Source organism: Streptomyces sp. NPDC096079, from assembly GCF_040303145.1.
Lineage (GTDB): Bacteria > Actinomycetota > Actinomycetes > Streptomycetales > Streptomycetaceae > Streptomyces.
Window position 1 is genome coordinate 241,126 of the sequence record NZ_JBEOST010000011.1, and the last position, 15,711, is coordinate 256,836.

12 protein-coding genes are annotated in these 15,711 nt (G+C 73.0%); 1 reads left to right on the plus strand and 11 read right to left on the minus strand.

Translation table 11 applies throughout. The features are described 5' to 3' along the window. Positions 1-13 precede the first annotated feature (13 nt). Complete coding sequence (locus ABTY59_RS23280; RefSeq protein ID WP_352020947.1) at positions 14-382, plus strand: DUF6191 domain-containing protein; 369 nt, start codon at positions 14-16, stop codon at positions 380-382. Here the strand turns inward: ABTY59_RS23280 and ABTY59_RS23285 are convergent. From ABTY59_RS23285 to ABTY59_RS23335, 11 genes are all read right to left on the minus strand, one after another. Continuing rightward, positions 266-3,322 (minus strand): helix-turn-helix transcriptional regulator, encoded by a 3,057-nt coding sequence (locus tag ABTY59_RS23285; RefSeq protein WP_352020918.1) that lies wholly within the window; start codon positions 3,320-3,322, stop codon positions 266-268. The genes ABTY59_RS23280 and ABTY59_RS23285 overlap by 117 nt on opposite strands. Before the next feature lie 7 nt (positions 3,323-3,329). Further along, the gene (locus ABTY59_RS23290) at positions 3,330-3,518 is read right to left on the minus strand and encodes a hypothetical protein (protein ID WP_352020919.1); all 189 of its coding nucleotides are present in this window, start codon (positions 3,516-3,518) and stop codon (positions 3,330-3,332) included. A gap of 159 nt (positions 3,519-3,677) precedes the next feature. After that, positions 3,678-4,322 carry a hypothetical protein gene (locus tag ABTY59_RS23295; protein WP_502995407.1) on the minus strand — a complete coding sequence of 215 codons (645 nt, stop codon included), beginning with the start codon at positions 4,320-4,322 and terminating at the stop codon, positions 3,678-3,680. Between the two features lie 26 nt (positions 4,323-4,348). Beyond that, a complete protein-coding gene (locus ABTY59_RS23300) occupies positions 4,349-4,906 on the minus strand; it encodes a GNAT family N-acetyltransferase (RefSeq protein WP_352020921.1) in 558 nt (185 codons plus the stop codon). Beyond that, positions 4,884-7,124: an MMPL family transporter gene (locus ABTY59_RS23305; protein ID WP_352020922.1), complete on the minus strand. Its 2,241-nt coding sequence runs from the start codon at positions 7,122-7,124 to the stop codon at positions 4,884-4,886. The genes ABTY59_RS23300 and ABTY59_RS23305 overlap by 23 nt, the downstream gene beginning before the upstream one ends. Before the next feature lie 143 nt (positions 7,125-7,267). Next, positions 7,268-9,370 carry a phosphocholine-specific phospholipase C gene (locus ABTY59_RS23310; RefSeq protein WP_352020923.1) on the minus strand — a complete coding sequence of 701 codons (2,103 nt, stop codon included), beginning with the start codon at positions 9,368-9,370 and terminating at the stop codon, positions 7,268-7,270. Between the two features lie 451 nt (positions 9,371-9,821). Then, positions 9,822-11,333 (minus strand): Asp-tRNA(Asn)/Glu-tRNA(Gln) amidotransferase subunit GatB, encoded by a 1,512-nt coding sequence (gene gatB / locus ABTY59_RS23315; protein WP_352020924.1) that lies wholly within the window; start codon positions 11,331-11,333, stop codon positions 9,822-9,824. A gap of 16 nt (positions 11,334-11,349) precedes the next feature. After that, the gene (locus ABTY59_RS23320; protein ID WP_041662892.1) at positions 11,350-11,583 is read right to left on the minus strand and encodes a hypothetical protein; all 234 of its coding nucleotides are present in this window, start codon (positions 11,581-11,583) and stop codon (positions 11,350-11,352) included. 5 nt (positions 11,584-11,588) lie between these two features. Then, positions 11,589-13,088: an Asp-tRNA(Asn)/Glu-tRNA(Gln) amidotransferase subunit GatA gene (gene gatA, locus ABTY59_RS23325; protein WP_352020925.1), complete on the minus strand. Its 1,500-nt coding sequence runs from the start codon at positions 13,086-13,088 to the stop codon at positions 11,589-11,591. Between the two features lie 6 nt (positions 13,089-13,094). Next, positions 13,095-13,391 (minus strand): Asp-tRNA(Asn)/Glu-tRNA(Gln) amidotransferase subunit GatC, encoded by a 297-nt coding sequence (gatC, locus tag ABTY59_RS23330; RefSeq protein WP_015036350.1) that lies wholly within the window; start codon positions 13,389-13,391, stop codon positions 13,095-13,097. A 93-nt stretch (positions 13,392-13,484) separates the two neighbouring features. Continuing rightward, complete coding sequence (locus ABTY59_RS23335) at positions 13,485-15,596, minus strand: putative bifunctional diguanylate cyclase/phosphodiesterase (protein WP_352020926.1); 2,112 nt, start codon at positions 15,594-15,596, stop codon at positions 13,485-13,487. Positions 15,597-15,711 lie beyond the last annotated feature (115 nt).

A 15,711-nucleotide genomic window follows, 5' to 3' on the forward strand; every position in this document is an offset into this window, starting at 1 on the left:
GGAGGCGGTGACCGTGTTCGGCGGACTGGACGAGTTCTTCGCGCCGGGGCGCAGGCACATCGAGGAGGAGCGGCGCCGTGAGGCCCTCACCCGGGAGGATCCGGGGGACGCCGACCCGGGACGCGGCCCGGTGGACCTGGCCTCGGGCCGGGTGACGATACGCCTCCCCCGCCCGGCGGACGGCTCCGGCGGGACGGGGGACACCGCTTCCGGGCCTGAGCCCGCGGGGCCTCCGGGGTCGGCGGGGTCGGGGAGGCCCGGGGCGTCAGACGGGCGTGTCGAGGAGGTGCAGGCGGTGGGCCAGGGCGGCGGCCTCGCCGCGGCCGGCGACGCCGAGCTTGGCGAGGATGTTGGAGACGTGGACGCTGGCCGTCTTGGGTGAGATGAAGAGTTCCTCGGCGATCTGACGGTTGGTGCGGCCGGCCGCGACCAGGCGCAGCACGTCCTGTTCCCGGGGCGTCAGGCCGAAGGTGTCGTCGCCCGGCTCCGCCGGCGCCGGGACCTGCTTCTCCGGGGTGAGGGAGAGGCGGGCGCGGGCGGCGAGGAGTTCCACGTCCTCGCGGAGCGGGCGGGCGCCGAGGCGGGCGGCGGTGGCCTGGGCCGCGCGGAGCAGGGCCGCGGCCTCCTCGCGGCGGCCGCCCTCGACGAGCAGGGCGTCGGCGAGACGGTGACGGGCGCGGGCCAGCTGGTGCGGGCGTTCGAGCGGCTCGAAGGCGGCGACGACCTCGGCCCAGCGGGCGGCGGTCTCGCGGCCCTCGGCGCGGGCGAGCTCCTCGGACACCTGCTGGGCGTAGGCCGCCCAGACGGGGGCCGGGGTGGCGAGGCCGCGGACGCAGCGGCGGACGAGGGCGAGGGCCTCGGCGCGGCCCTCGGCGGCGGCGGGCAGCCCGCGGCTGTCGGCCTCGGCTGCGACGGCGGTGAGGACGAGCGGCCAGCCGTAGCGGTGGGTGCCGGGCGGGAAGCCGGTCTCCGCGGTGGCGGCGAGCAGTTCCCGTACGTCCGTGAGGCGTCCCTCGGCGGCGGCGACGGCGATCTCGACCTGGGCCATGGGCAGGGTGTACTGCGGGATCGGGTCGCGGGCGCCGTAGCGGCTGCGGGCCTCGGCGAGGTGCGCGGCGGCCCTGGCCGGCTCGCCGCGGCCGAGGGCGAGGTGGGCGAGCTGCAGCAGGGCGGTGCCGCCCGGCTTGGTGCTGCTGGCGCCGGAGCGGAGCAGTTCCTCGGCCTCCTCCTTGGCGCGGTCCCAGTCGCCGAGCGAGAGGAGCGATTCGGCGAGGTTGGCGCGGATCCAGCCCGCGCTGTCGACGAGGCCGCGGGAGCGGGCCAGTTCGATGCCGGTGGTGGCGATCTCCACGGCCTCGCGGGAGCGGCCGAGCGCCTCCATGGAGGAGGAGAGGTTCACATGGGCGCGGGCGGCCTCGTGGAACTGGCCGAGGGCGATGGTCCGTTCGCGGGCCTCGTGCATGGCGGCGAGCCCGCCCTCGGTGTCTCCCGCCGACACCATGATGGTGCCGAGGGTGATCCGGGCGTTCAGCTCGATCGGTTCGGCCTTGACGAACCGCGCGTACTCGACGGCGCGCTCGGCGGCGGCGAGCGCCTCGGGGCCGGGGTTGCGGAGCATGCCCCAGCCGGCGGCGCCGACGAGGACGGTGGCGTGGACGGCGGACGGCGGGAGGCCCTTGACGAGCTCCTGGGCGCGGGCGATCTCCGGCCAGCCGTCGCCGCGGCCGAGGTTGGACTGGAGCCGGGCCATCTCGGTCCAGAACCAGGCGGCGCGCAGCGGGTCGTTCTCGGCCTCGTCGAGGATCCGCAGCGCCGTGCGGCAGATCTTCGAGGCCCGCTCGCGCTCGCCGCTGAGCCGGGCGGCGACGGCGGCCTCGGCGAGCAGGTCGAGGTAGCGCAGCGAGGTGGTCGCGGGGTCGCAGCCGCAGGCGGGATAGGCGTCGGCGTAGTCGATGGGGCGCAGGGAGTCGCGGGTCTCGGCGGGGACCTTGTCCCAGAGTTCCATGGCGCGTTCGAGGAGGCTGAGCTGCTCGGCGTAGGCGTGCCGGGTGCGGGTCTCGACGGAGGCCTGGAGGACGGCGGGGAGGGCCTTCTCCGGGGCGTGCGCGTGGTACCAGTACGTGGCGAGGCGGGTGGTCCGCTCATGGGGGCGGACGAGCCCGGGGTCGGCCTCCAGGGCCTCGGCGTAGCGCCGGTTGAGGCGGGAGCGCTCGCCGGGCAGCAGGTCGTCGCTGACGGCCTCGCGGACCAGGGAGTGGCGGAAGCGGTAGCCGTCGCCGTCGGGGACGGCGAGGAGGATGTTGGCGCCGACGGCGGCGCGCAGCGCCTCGATGAGCTCGTCCTCGGTGAGCCGGGCGACGGCGGCGAGCAGTCCGTACTCGACGGTGGAGCCGCCTTCGGCGACGATCCTGGCGACCCGCTGGGCGGCCTCGGGGAGCGCCTCGACCCGGACGAGCAGGAGGTCGCGGAGGGAGTCGCTGAGCTGGCCCGCGGCGCAGCCGGCCTCGTGGGAGACGACGAGTTCCTCGACGAAGAAGGCGTTGCCGTCGGAGCGTTCGAAGACCTCTTCGACGAGTCCGGGGTCGGGTTCGGCGGCGAGGATGCCGGTGAGCTGGCGGTGCACCTCGGTGCGGGTGAAGCGGGAGAGTTCGATGCGGCGGATGGTGCGGAGCCGGTCGAGCTCGGCGAGGAGGGGGCGCAGCGGGTGGCGGCGGTGGATGTCGTCGGCGCGGTAGCTGGCGACGACCACGATCCGGCCGCGGCGCAGGGTGCGCAGGAGGTAGGTGAGCAGGTGCCGGGTGGAGGCGTCAGCCCAGTGCAGGTCCTCCAGGACGAGCACGAGGGTGCGGTCGGCGGCGAGCCGTTCCAGGAGCCGTACGGTCAGTTCGAAGAGGCGGGCGGTGGAGTCCTCGTCGGAGGGCTCGTGGCTGCCGGGGTCGCCCAGTTCGGGCAGCAGGCGGGCGAGTTCGCCCTCGTGGCCCTCGGCGGCGGCGTCGAGGTCCTCGGGGAGGCGGCGGCGGAGCGCGCGCAGAGCGGCGGAGAAGGGCGCGAAGGGCAGGCCGTCGGCGCCGAGTTCGACGCAGCCGCCGAGGGCCACGACGGCGCCCCGGTCGCAGGCCGTGTCGAGGAACTCCTCGATGAGCCGGGTCTTGCCGACACCCGCCTCACCGCCGACGAGCAGGGCCTGGGGCTCTCCCGCGGTCGCGCGGGAGAGCGCCTCGGTGAGGGCGGTGAGTTCGCCGGCGCGGCCGACGAAGACGGGACTGACTGACCTGGTCTCCACGGCGCCGAGCATCGCACAGACTTCCTTGCCGTCGCTCATACGGGGCTCACGCGGCCCGGACGAAGCGACCGCGACCGCCGTCGACCACCTGCCCCTCCGTGTCATGGCCTCCGATCCGGTGGCCGAAGAGGCGCAGGCCCTTGCGGGTCACCGCGGCCTCCTGGGCGAGGCGGTGGGCGGCGGCCTCGGCGATGAGCTCGGCGTGGTGCATGGTGTGGAGTTCGTACTCGAACATCGTGTGCTCCCTGGTTTCCGGTTTCGGTATCGCTCTCTTGCGATGCCTCTACTTTCGTTTCCCAGGGGGTGCCGTCACATCGGGCGAGTGCCGCATGTTCGGGGTACGGGGGTCCTTAGGAGGGTTCCGGGGGTGCCTTAGGCGGTACCCCGGGACGTCTCAGGAGCCGGTGGTCGGGAGGCTCAGGAACAGGTCGAAGTAGGTACCGAGCGAGAGGAGCAGCCCCAGGCCTCCCAGGACGGCGCCCGCGACGGCCACCGCGCGGACCCAGGCGGGCCGCCGGGGCAGGGTGAGCACGAGGACGGCGACGAGCAGTGCGATGAGGGCGAAGACGCCGTTGACCAGGGCGGTGCTGTGCCAGGCGTCGCCGTAGATCTCGCTGATCTGCTGGGCCGGGGTGCCGCTGCCGGAGGTCTTGATCTGCCCGATGAGCGTCTCGCGCTCGGCGACGACCTTGCCGGTCCAGGTGCCGGTGAGGGCGACGGCGGAGAGGCCCGCGGAGACCAGGGCAGCGGCGGCGGCGCCGATGCCGGTGGTCCCGGAGGAGGCGGCCTCGGGGGAGTCCGCCCCGTCGTCGTCCGGCTCGTCCCCGTCCCGTTCGTCCCCGTCCCGTTCGTCCTGCTCGTCGAGGAGGTCGGCGGTGTCGGCGGCGGTCGCGGTCTCCGCCGCCGCGCCGGCCTCGTCGGTCGCGGTCTCCGCCGCCGCGCCGGCCTCGTCGGTCGCGGTCTCCGCCGCCGCGCCGGCCTTCTCCGTCCCGGTGTCGGGTGCGGTCTTCTCGGTCGTCTTGGTGTCCATGCGGCGCACGCTAGGGCGCCGACATGAGAGGGGGCTTAAGACGCCTTCGCCGAGCGCCACTCGGGGGCGAGGACGGCCCAGATCTCGGTGTCGGCGCGGGTGCCGCGGTAGAGGTAGTTCTCCCGCACGACGCCCTCCTTCGTCATCCCGAGGCGGCGGGCGACGGCGACGCTGGCCAGGTTCTTCGTGGAGGCGTACCACTCGACGCGGTGGATGCCCCGCTCCTCGATCGCCCAGTCGATGATCACCCGGCAGGCCCGGGTGATCAGGCCCTTCCCGGCGGCGGAGGGCTCCAGCCAGCAGCCGGCCTCGGCGGTGCCGTTCGCGACGTCGAAGGTCCGGAAGAGGACGCCGCCGACCAGGGTGCCCTCGCTCCAGATGCCGTAGAGGCGGCCGGTGTCGCTCGCGGCCTTCTCGGCGTACGAGCGGAGGTAGGCGCGGGCCGAGTCGAGGTCCGAGACGACGTCGGGGAGGCCGATGTGCTGCCCGATGAAGTCCCTGCCCCGGTCCATGTGGGCGAGCAGCTCCTCGGCCTGCCAGGGCTCCAGGGGCCTCAGCTCGGCGCCGTCGTCACCCAGCGATATCGCGAACATCCTCGTTCCTCTCCTCCACGGCCGCGGCCGTCACGCGCTGTACGGGGATCTTCGCACGCGCGTCGGCGGCGTCGCGGCACTCGGGCGGTTCGATGCTGATCCGGGGCAGCAGGCGGTCGAGCCACTTCGGCAGCCACCAGTTGGCGCCGCCGAGCAGGTGCATGAGGGCGGGCACGAGGAGGGTGCGCAGGACGAAGGCGTCGAGGGCGACGGCCGCCGCGAGGGCGATGCCGAACATCGCGATGACCCGGTCGCCGCTGAGGACGAAGGCCAGGAAGACGGAGATCATGATGACCGCCGCGGAGTTGATCACGCGGCTGGTCTCGGCGAGACCGACCCGGACCGCCCGCCGGTTGTCGCCGGTCTCCAGCCACTCCTCGTACATCCGGCTGACCAGGAAGACCTGGTAGTCCATGGAGAGCCCGAAGAGCACGGAGACCATGATCACGGGGAGGAAGGGTTCGACCGGTCCGGCGCTGCCGAGGCCGAGCAGCTCGCTCCCCCAGCCCCACTGGAAGATCGCGACGACGATGCCGAAGGCTCCGGCGACGGCGGCGATGTTCATGGCGGCGGCCTTGAGCGGGATGCCGATCGACCGGAAGGCGAGCAGGAGCAGCAGGCAGCCGAGGGCGATCACGACGCCGACGAAGAGCGGCAGCTTGCCGACGATGATCTCGGCGAAGTCGTCGTAGGAGGCGGTGACGCCGCCGACGTGGACGTCGAGGGAGGTGCCGTTCTCGGCCTTCGGGAGGACGTCGGTGCGGAGCCGGTCGACGAGCTCGCTGGTCGCCTTGGACTGCGGGGCGGATTCGGGCACGACGGTGAGGACGGCGGTGTCGCCCGCGCTGTTGTACGTGACCGGGGAGACGGACGCGACGCCCTTGGTGGCGGTGAGCGCGGCGGGCAGCTGGTCGAGGGCGACGCGGTCGTCGGCGCCGTCGAGGCCTGCGACGAGGGTGAGGGGCCCGTTGACACCCGGCCCGAAGCCCTCGGCGAGCAGGTCGTACGCCTGACGCGTGGTCGCGGAGGCGGGGCCGTTGCCCTGGTCGGAGGTGCCGAGGTGGAGGGAGAGCGTCGGCAGCGCGAGGACGCCCATGACGAGGACGGCGACCGCGCCGAGGAGCTTGGGGTGCCGCTCGACGAAGGCGGACCAGCGGGCGGCGAAGCCGGTGGGCAGCTCGGGCTGCGGCCCGCGCTCGGCGAGCACCCGGCGTTCGCGCCGGGACAGCGCGCGCATGCCGATGAACGAGAGCAGCGCGGGCAGCAGGGTGACGGAGGCGGCGACCGTGAGGAGCACGGTGAGCGAGGCGGCGATGGCGACGCCGTTGAGGAAGCCGAGCCGCAGGATGAGCATGCCGAGCAGGGCGATGCAGACGGTGGCGCCGGCGAAGACGACGGCGCGGCCGGTGGTGGCGACGGCGGTCTCGGCGGCCTCGGCGACGGAGAGGCCGCGTTTGAGGCCTCTGCGGTGCCGGGTGACGATGAAGAGGGCGTAGTCGATGCCGACGCCGAGGCCGACGAGCATGCCCAGCATGGGGGCGAAGTCGGCGACGGTCATGAGGTGGCCGAGGAGCACGATCCCGGAGTACGCGATGCCGACGCTGACCAGCGCGGTCGCGAGGGGGAGCGCGGAGGCGGCGAGCGAGCCGAAGGCGAGGAAGAGGACGACGCCGGCGACGGCGACGCCGACGATCTCGGCAATGTGCCCGCCGGGTCCCTCGGTGAGGGCGACGGCGCTGCCGCCGAGCTCGACCTGGAGGTCGTCGGAGGCGGCGGCCTTGGCGGTGTCCACCAGGGCGCGGGCCTGGGCCTCGGGGATGTCGTCGGCCTGCGCGTGGAAGCTGACGGTGGCGTAGGCGGTGTGGCCGTCCTCGCTGACCTGGCCGCGCGTGTCGCCGTACGGGGAGGTGACGGCGGCGATGCCGGGGAGGTCGGCGACCTGGTCGAGCATCGCGGTCATGCGCCGCTCGACGGCGTCGGCGCGGACGCTGCCCCGGTCGCTGTGCCAGACGATGGTGTCGCTGTCGCCGCCGAGGCCGTGGAAGCCCCGGTCGAGGAGGGCGGTGGCCCGGCCTGACTCGGTGCCGGGGGCCTCGTAGTCGTTGGAGTACGCGCTGCCTGCCAGGGTGGCGCCGGCCGCGGTCCCGCCGAGCGCGAGGAGCCACAGGAGAACGACGACGAGACGGTGCCGGAGGCACCACCGTGCGATTGCGGCCAAAGGACGTGCTCCTGACTGGATCTGTGCTTCCGCCCACTGTTCCAGCCAAACGTGATCGTTTGCCCGTTTCGTGGCGATCCTCACAGGGCACGGCGAAGGCCGGGGACCAAGGGCCTGACCTGAGGTCCCCGGCGTCCGGGACCTCAGCCGGACACGCTCGCGCGGCCGTTCTCGATGTGGCCCATGAGCCGGCGACGGAAGCCGCCGGGTGCGGTCACCTCAAGGTCGTACCAGCCGTGCGCGTCGGCGGCGGAGTGCACGACGGTACGGGTCTTCCCGGGCTTCACGGTGACGGTGCGGGTCCAGTCGGCAAGGTCGTCCTCGTCGACGTAGCCGAGCGGCCGGACGGTGAAGGCCACCGGGGCGGAGCCGGTGTTCCGGACGGTGAGGTGCAGGTCACGGTCATGGTGGTCGAGCCGGGTGGCGAGCTCGGCGCCGCCCGTCGCGGGGCCCTCGAACTCGCGCCGGAAGCCGTTGGGGCCGGTGATCGTGAAGCGGTAGCGATCACCCGGGACGGGGACGGTCCACTGCTCCTCGCCCCTGACGTCCCGGTGCTGCGGGACGGTGAACTCACCCGCGTACGGATAGAGCGCGAAGTGCGCGCTCGCCTTGCCCCGGTTGCTGAGCGCGACCGTGACGGCACCGGCGCCGGTCGTCGCGGAGGCGTCCGGCTGGTACGGCAGGGGGCGGGCGCGGCGGACTCCGGGCTCCTGCTCGGGCATCCGCTGGACGGCCGGGGGCTGCGGCCGCCAGCGTCCGGTGAAGGGCGGGACCGGGCCGGGCTGCTCGACCTCGGGCCGCCTGCGGCCGCGCCGGAAGTCGAAGGCGGAGGTGAGGTCGCCGGTGACGGCCCGGCGCCAGGGGGTGATGTTGGGCTCCCGGACGCCGGTGAGCTGCTCCAGGAAGCGGATCACGGAGGTGTGGTCGAAGGTCTCGGAGCAGACGTAGCCGCCGACCGACCAGGGGGAGACGACGAGCAGCGGGACGCGGATGCCGAGGCCGGTGGGCTGCCCCTTCCAGTGCTCGTCCGTGTCGTCGGCGGGCGGGACCGGCGGCGGGACGTGGTCGAAGAAGCCGTCGTTCTCGTCGTAGTTGATCAGGACGACGGTGTGGCGCCAGACGTCCGGGTGCGCGCCGAGGGCGTCGAGCACCTTGTAGACGAGGGTCGCGGAGGCGATCGGCGAGGAGGCGCCGGGGTGCTCGGAGTCGATCGCGGAGGGGACGAGGTAGGAGACCTCGGGGAGGGTGCCGGCGGCGACGTCCGCGCGGAAGGCGTCGGCGAGGGTGCCGGACTCGACGCGGCGGAGCCCGCGCTCGAAGAGGGAGCGCTCGGCGTCGGTGAGGGTCGCGACGCCCTCGTCGAGGAGTCCGAGCAGTCTCGTCCGCTCGGCGGGGTCGTCGGTGTCGCGGACGGCGGCGTAGAAGGACTCCATGAAGGTGTGCCCGCCGGTGCCGGCGAGGGCCTTGCGGGCGATCTTCTTGAAGGTGGTGAAGAACTCGATGTTGTTGTCGGTGAAGTTCTCCCACTCGGTGTACGTCTTCCAGCTCCGCCCGGCGGCTTCGAGCCGTTCGGCGTAGGTGGACCAGCCGTAGCCGGGGTGGGTGTCCTCGGCGTAGGCGGCGTTGGTGACGGCGCGGCTGCCGTCGGCCTCGAAGCCGGTCCAGCCGGACCAGAGGTGGTTGCGGTTGGGGCTCGTCGAGGTGTGGATGGACGAGTGGTACGCGTCGCAGATGGTGAAGGTGTCGGCGAGCTCGTAGTGGAGCGGGATGTCCTGGCGGTCGTAGTACGCCATGGTGGCGGCGGTCTTGGCCGTGACCCAGCCGTCCATCCAGCCGCCGCGCCAGGCCTTTCCTCCGCCGCTCCAGGAGTGGTCGAGGTCGCCGATGTACTGGAGGTCCTTCTTCTGCGTCGCGGCGGCGCCGCGGATCGGGAAGGGCAGCACGGTGCGGCCGAGCGCGGCCGGCTGCTCGAAGACCGGCGTGCCCGAGGGGAGTTCGATGGCATTGCGGTCGCCGAATCCGCGGACGCCGCGGAGGGTGCCGAAGTAGTGGTCGAAGGAACGGTTCTCCTGCATGAGGATCACCACGTGCCGGATCGCCGCCATCCCCCCGGCCGGAGGCTCCGCGGCCATCGCCGCCTGCAGCGACGGCGGCAGCAGGGAGCCCGCCGCGGCGACGCCGAGCGCGCCACCGCCCAGCGCGAGGAGCCTTCTGCGGGACAGCTCGGGGGACTTCTCGGATGACAAGACCGACCTCCAGTCGACGGCCAATGGTTCGCCTTCGAGCCATTGGTTGGTACGCCGGGGACGGTAGTGATCCGGGGTGACGGCGAGAAGGCCCGACGGGGGCGCGGTGGTGAACGTCCAACAGAACACGACAGGAATCCAAGCGATTTCCGGCCACACTCCCCCACCGACGCTCCCCCGGCGACGCTCGCCCACCGTCGGCGGGCCGGCCCCGTCGACCCGTCATCGGAATGCCCCACGCTGCCCGCTCCGGACACGCTGGTGCACCTCGTCGCGGTCCAGGCTCGCGAGCAGCGTGCGCGGGTTCCCCGAGGTCTCGATGACCAGCGCGCAGTGGGACGCGTCGATGACCTCGCGGTCCTCGGCCGACACCTGCTGTCGGGATGAGGAAGGGGCGGTACGGCCGTCCTCACGACAGCCGTACCGCCCCTCCTCACGGGCCCTCGGGCGCTCAGCCCTCGGTGACGCCCAGCTTCTCCAGGATCAGGTCCTTGACCTTCGCCGCGTCCGCCTGGCCGCGGGTGGCCTTCATGACCGCGCCGACCAGGGCGCCGACCGCCGCGACCTTGCCGCCGCGGATCTTGTCGGCGATGGCCGCGTTGCCCGCGATGGCCTCGTCGACGGCCGCGCCGAGCGCACCGTCGTCGGAGACGACCTTCAGACCGCGCTTCTCGACGACCTCGTCCGGGGTGCCCTCGCCGGCGAGGACGCCCTCGATGACCTGACGGGCCAGCTTGTCGTTGAGGTCGCCGCCGGCCACCAGGGCCGAGACCCGGGCCACGTCCGCCGGGGTGATGGGCAGCTCCTCAAGGGAGACGCCCTTCTCGTTGGCGTTGCGGGCCAGCTCGCCCATCCACCACTTGCGGGCCGAGGCCGCGTCCGCGCCCGCCTCGGTGGTCGCGACGATCGCGTCGACCGCACCCGCGTTCAGGATGGACTGCATCTCCTGCTCGGAGACGGCCCACTCCTCACGCAGCCGGTTGCGGCGCACGCGCGGCAGCTCGGGCAGACCGCCCCGCAGTTCCTCGACCCACGCGCGGGCCGGGGCGACGGGGACCAGGTCGGGCTCCGGGAAGTACCGGTAGTCCTCGGCGTTGTCCTTGATGCGGCCGGAGGTGGTGGAGCCGTCGTCCTCGTGGAAGTGACGGGTCTCCTGCACGATCGTCCCGCCGGAGGACAGGACGGCCGCGTGGCGCTGGATCTCGAAGCGCGCCGCGCGCTCCACCGAACGGAGCGAGTTGACGTTCTTCGTCTCCGAGCGGGTGCCGAAGGTCTTGGTGCCGTGCGGGCGCAGCGACAGGTTCACGTCGCAGCGCATCTGGCCCTTGTCCATGCGCGCCTCGGAGACGCCCAGGGCACGGATCAGCTCGCGCAGCTCGGCGACGTACGCCTTGGCGACCTCGGGGGCCCGCTCGCCCGCGCCCTCGATCGGCTTGGTGACGATCTCGATGAGCGGGATGCCGGCCCGGTTGTAGTCGAGCAGCGAGTGCGAGGCGCCGTGGATGCGGCCGGTCGCGCCACCGATGTGGGTGGACTTGCCGGTGTCCTCCTCCATGTGGGCGCGCTCGATCTCCACGCGGAAGATCTCGCCGTCCTCCAGCTGGACGTCCAGGTAGCCGTTGAAGGCGATCGGCTCGTCGTACTGGGAGGTCTGGAAGTTCTTCGGCATGTCCGGATAGAAGTAGTTCTTCCGGGCGAAGCGGCACCACTCGGCGATCTCGCAGTTCAGCGCGAGGCCGATCTTGATCGCGGACTCGACGCCGATCGCGTTGACCACCGGCAGGGAGCCGGGCAGGCCGAGGCAGGTCGGGCAGGTCTGCGAGTTCGGCTCCGCGCCCAGCTCGGTCGAGCAGCCGCAGAACATCTTCGTCTTGGTGCCGAGCTCGACATGGACCTCAAGGCCCATGACGGGGTCGTACTCGGCGAGCGCCGCTTCGTACGACAGCAGTTCAGTGACGGTCACGGTGAGACTTTCCCTCTCAGCCCAGCAGGACGTCGTCGTCGCCCAGGCGCTTCAGCTCCCGGTAGAGGATCGCCAGGCCGGTAACGATGGCGGCGGCGGACACGGCGGAGTCGATCAGCCGCAGCATGTCGTGGTCGTTGCGGGCCAGCTTGGCCTGCTTCGCGACACTGATCGCGCCGAACGCGGTGGTCGCCAGCGAGACGTAGACGCCGGTCTTCGACTTCTTGAAGTTCTTGGCCTTCTTTGCCATGGCACTCACAGCGACGGAGCCTCCTCAAGCAGCGGGTGACCCCACTTTTCCACGAAGGCGGCCTCGACGGCGGCGCCGACCTTGTACAGCCGGTCGTCCTTCATGGCGGGGGCGATGATCTGCAGGCCGACCGGGAGACCGTCCTCGGGCGCGAGGCCACAGGGCAGCGACATGGCGGCGTTGCCGGCCAGGTTGGTCGGGATGGTGCACAGGTCCGCGAGGTACATCGCCATCGGGTCGTCGGCGCGCTCGCCGATCGGGAAGGCGGTGGTGGGGGTCGTCGGGGAGACGATCACGTCCACCTCCTCGAAGGCCTTCTCGAACTCGCGGGTGATGAGGGTGCGGACCTTCTGCGCCGAGCCGTAGTAGGCGTCGTAGTAGCCGGAGCTCAGCGCGTACGTACCGAGGATGATCCGGCGCTTGACCTCGTCGCCGAAGCCGGCCTCACGGGTGAGGGCGGTGACGTCCTCGGCGGACCGCGTGCCGTCGTCGCCGACCCGCAGGCCGTAGCGCATGGCGTCGAAGCGGGCCAGGTTGGAGGAGCACTCCGACGGCGCGATCAGGTAGTACGCCGAGAGGGCGAGGTCGAAGGTCGGGCAGTCCAGCTCGACGACCTCGGCACCCAGCGACTTCAGCAGCTCGACGGACTCGTCGAAGCGCTGCACGACGCCGGCCTGGTAGCCCTCGCCGCGGAACTGCTTGACGACACCGACGCGCATGCCGGCGACCGAGCCGTTGCGCGCGGCCTCGACGACCGGCGGGACCGGGGCGTCGATGGAGGTCGAGTCGAGCGGGTCGTGCCCGGCGATCGCCTCGTGCAGGAGGGCCGCGTCCAGGACCGTACGGGCGCAGGGGCCGCCCTGGTCGAGGGAGGACGAGAAGGCCACCATGCCGAAGCGGGAGACGCCGCCGTAGGTCGGCTTGACGCCGACGGTGCCGGTGACGGCCGCGGGCTGGCGGATGGAGCCGCCGGTGTCCGTGCCGATGGCGAGCGGGGCCTCGTACGCGGCGAGCGCGGCCGAGGAGCCGCCGCCGGAGCCGCCGGGGATCCGGGTCAGGTCCCAGGGGTTGCCGGTCGGGCCGTACGCGCTGTTCTCCGTCGAGGAGCCCATCGCGAACTCGTCCATGTTGGTCTTGCCGAGGATGACGACGTCGGCGGCCTTGAGGTTCTTGACCAGGGTCGCGTCGTACGGCGGGATCCAGCCCTCCAGGATCTTCGAGCCCACGGTGGTCGGCATGCCGACGGTGGTGAAGATGTCCTTGAGCGCGAGCGGCACACCGGCGAGCGGGCCGAGCTTCTCGCCCCGGGCGCGCTTCTCGTCGACGGCGCGGGCCTGCGCGAGGGCACCCTCGCGGTCGACGTGCAGGAAGGCGTGGACCTTCTCGTCGACGGCCTCGATGCGGGCGAGGTGCGCCTCGGTGACCTCGACGGCGGTCAGCTCGCCGGCGGCGATCTTCCCGGCGATCTCGGCCGCGGTGAGCTTGATGATGGTGTTGTCCGTCATGACTTCTTAGTCCTCCCCCAGGATCTGCGGCACCTTGAAACGCTGCTGCTCCTGGGCCGGGGCGCCGGAGAGCGCCTGCTCGGGGGTGAGCGACGGACGGACCTCGTCCGCGCGCATGACATTGGTCAGCGGCAGCGGGTGGGAGGTCGGCGGTACGTCTTGGTCGGCGACCTCGGAGACGCGGGCGACCGCGCCGATGATGTCGTCGAGCTGGCCGGCGAAGTGATCGAGTTCTTCGCCCTTCAGCTCCAGACGCGCCAGCCGTGCGAGGTGGGCGACCTCCTCGCGCGTGATGCCAGGCATGCGGATCCTCACGGGGTGAGCTTGATGGTGTGCGCCCATCCTAGGGCGCCGGTACGGCTGCCCGTTAAACGGTTTGCCCCGGGAGGGTGCGGATCACTGCACGACCTGGCCCGACGGGTGGTCCAGGTCGACCTGGGCGGCGATGTCGGCGGGTCGGCGCCAGCCGTGCTCGCCGCGGGCCAGGAGCCAGGCCGTGGCCTCGCCGGGCGGCATCGCGGCGGCCACCAGCCAGCCCTGGACGGCGTCGCAGCCCAGGTCGCGCAGGCGCTCCCAGGTCTCGTCGTCCTCGACGCCCTCCGCGACGACGAGGAGGCCGAGCGAGTGGGCGAGGTCCACGGTGCAGCGGACGATCTCGGCGTCCTCGGTGTCGACGGCGAGCCGGGCCACGAAGGAGCGGTCGATCTTCAGTTCGCTGACGGGCAGCCTGCGCAGATGGACCAGGGAGGAGTAGCCGGTCCCGAAGTCGTCGAGGGACATCTTGACGCCGTGGCCGGTGAGACCGTTCAGCGTGTCGGCGGCCCGCTGGGGGTCCTCCAGGAGCACGTGCTCCGTTATCTCCAGCTGGAGCGCCCCGGCGGGCACGCCGTGGCGGGCGAGACGGGCGGCGACGGCGCCGGCGAAGCCGGGGGTGTGGACGTCGCGCGGGGAGACGTTGACGGCGACCGGGACGTTGAGCCCCTGGGCGCGCCAGCGGGCGACCTGGGCGAGGGCGGTCTCCAGGACGTACTCGGTGAGGTGGGGCATGAGGCCCGAGGACTCGGCGATGGCGATGAACTCGTCCGGCGGGACCTTGCCGCGCTCGGGGTGGACCCAGCGGACGAGCGCCTCAAGGCCGGCGACCTGGCCGTCGAAGCGGACCTTGGGCTGGTAGTGGAGTTCGACCTCGCCGGCGTCGAGGGCGCGGCGGAGGTCGCCGAGCAGGCCGAGCCGGTCGGGGGTGTTGGAGTCGCGCTTGGACTCGTAGACCTCGACGCCGGTGCGGTCGCGCTTGGCCTGGTACATGGCGACGTCGGCGCGGCGCAGCAGGCCCTCGGCGTCGAGGGCGTGGTCGGGGAAGACGGCGACGCCGGCGCTGGCCTCCAGGACGAGGGTGAGCCCGTCGAGGTCGAGCGGGGAGGAGAGTTCGGCGACGAGGTGGCGGGCGACCCGCTGGGCGCTGGTGGTGGAGTCGGCGGAGGGCAGCAGGACGGCGAACTCGTCGCCGCCGAGCCGGGCCGCCTCGGCGCCGCGGGGCAGGGCGAGGCGCAGCCGTTCGGCGATCTGGAGGAGGAGCCGGTCGCCGGCGAGGTGGCCGAGGGTGTCGTTGACCGAGCGGAAGCGGTCGAGGTCGATCAGGACGAGGGCGGCGCGGGCCCCCTCGCCCTCGGCCTCCTCCAGGGCGGTCCAGGCCCGCTCCAGGAGCCACTGGCGGTTGGGGAGTCCGGTGAGCGGGTCGCGGAGCTGTTCCTCGGCCCGGGCGCGGGCGATCCACAGGGTGGAGTCGAGGGCGATGAGGGGGACGGCGAAGAGCGGCAGGAGGACCGGCCGGGTGGCGGCGACGACGCAGAGGAGCGGGGCGATCCCGAGGAGCGCGACGGCGACGAGGCCCTGCCGGAGCAGGGCAGTGCGGGCGATGGTGGGCAGTCCGCGGCCCTGCGGGGCGAGCGTGTACCACAGCAGGAGGCGGGTGGCCACGAGGTAGGTGCCGGCGGCGAGGACGACCTCCGGGAGGTCCCCGATGGTCCAGTCGAGGGGCTGCCAGGGCTCCTCGACGGTCGGTACGTCTCCGAAGAGGGCGAGGACGAGGGCGGCGGCGCCGACGCCCAGGACGTCGGCGGCGCCGTGCAGCAGGCCCTGGCGCCAGCGGTGCCGGCGGGCGGCGCCGACGAGGGTGACGACGGTGAGCGAGACGAGTCCGGCGGGCACCCAGCCGTACAGCAGGAGGACGGCGAGGGTGAGGGCGGCGCCGGAGCCGGTGCCGCCCCACCAGCGGTCCCGGCCGAGGGCGACCAGGTGGCCGACGATGAGGCCGGTGAGGACGGCGAGGGACCAGCCGGCGACGCCGCCGGGGAAGAGTCCGTGTCCGGCGCCGACGGCTCGCTGGAGCCCGGCGACGAGTACGACGGCGGCGATGCCCATCACGGCTGCGGGCAGCCGGGAGAAGCCCAGGGGGACCACACGGCCGTGCGGCCGTGGGACCGGTGCGGCGCTCTCGGTCGGTTCCATTCCCGTCCCTCTCACAGGCGGCGGTGCCGTCGGTGTGCGATGGGCCGCGCTGACGCGGCCGTTCCGTCGTCCGGCCCGTCGTCCGGCGCGCGGCCGCCGACGGGCGGCCGCTCCG

What these genes read in the sequence shown, in the direction of transcription:
- ABTY59_RS23285 (WP_352020918.1), bottom strand. Translation starts at nt 3,322, where the DNA reads ATGAGCGACGGCAAGGAAGTCTGTGCGATGCTCGGCGCCGTGGAGACC.
- ABTY59_RS23290 (WP_352020919.1), bottom strand. Translation starts at nt 3,518, where the DNA reads ATGTTCGAGTACGAACTCCACACCATGCACCACGCCGAGCTCATCGCC.
- ABTY59_RS23300 (WP_352020921.1), bottom strand. Translation starts at nt 4,906, where the DNA reads ATGTTCGCGATATCGCTGGGTGACGACGGCGCCGAGCTGAGGCCCCTG.
- ABTY59_RS23320 (WP_041662892.1), bottom strand. Translation starts at nt 11,583, where the DNA reads ATGGCAAAGAAGGCCAAGAACTTCAAGAAGTCGAAGACCGGCGTCTAC.
- gatA (WP_352020925.1), bottom strand. Translation starts at nt 13,088, where the DNA reads ATGACGGACAACACCATCATCAAGCTCACCGCGGCCGAGATCGCCGGG.
- gatC (WP_015036350.1), bottom strand. Translation starts at nt 13,391, where the DNA reads ATGCCTGGCATCACGCGCGAGGAGGTCGCCCACCTCGCACGGCTGGCG.
- ABTY59_RS23335 (WP_352020926.1), bottom strand. Translation starts at nt 15,596, where the DNA reads ATGGAACCGACCGAGAGCGCCGCACCGGTCCCACGGCCGCACGGCCGT.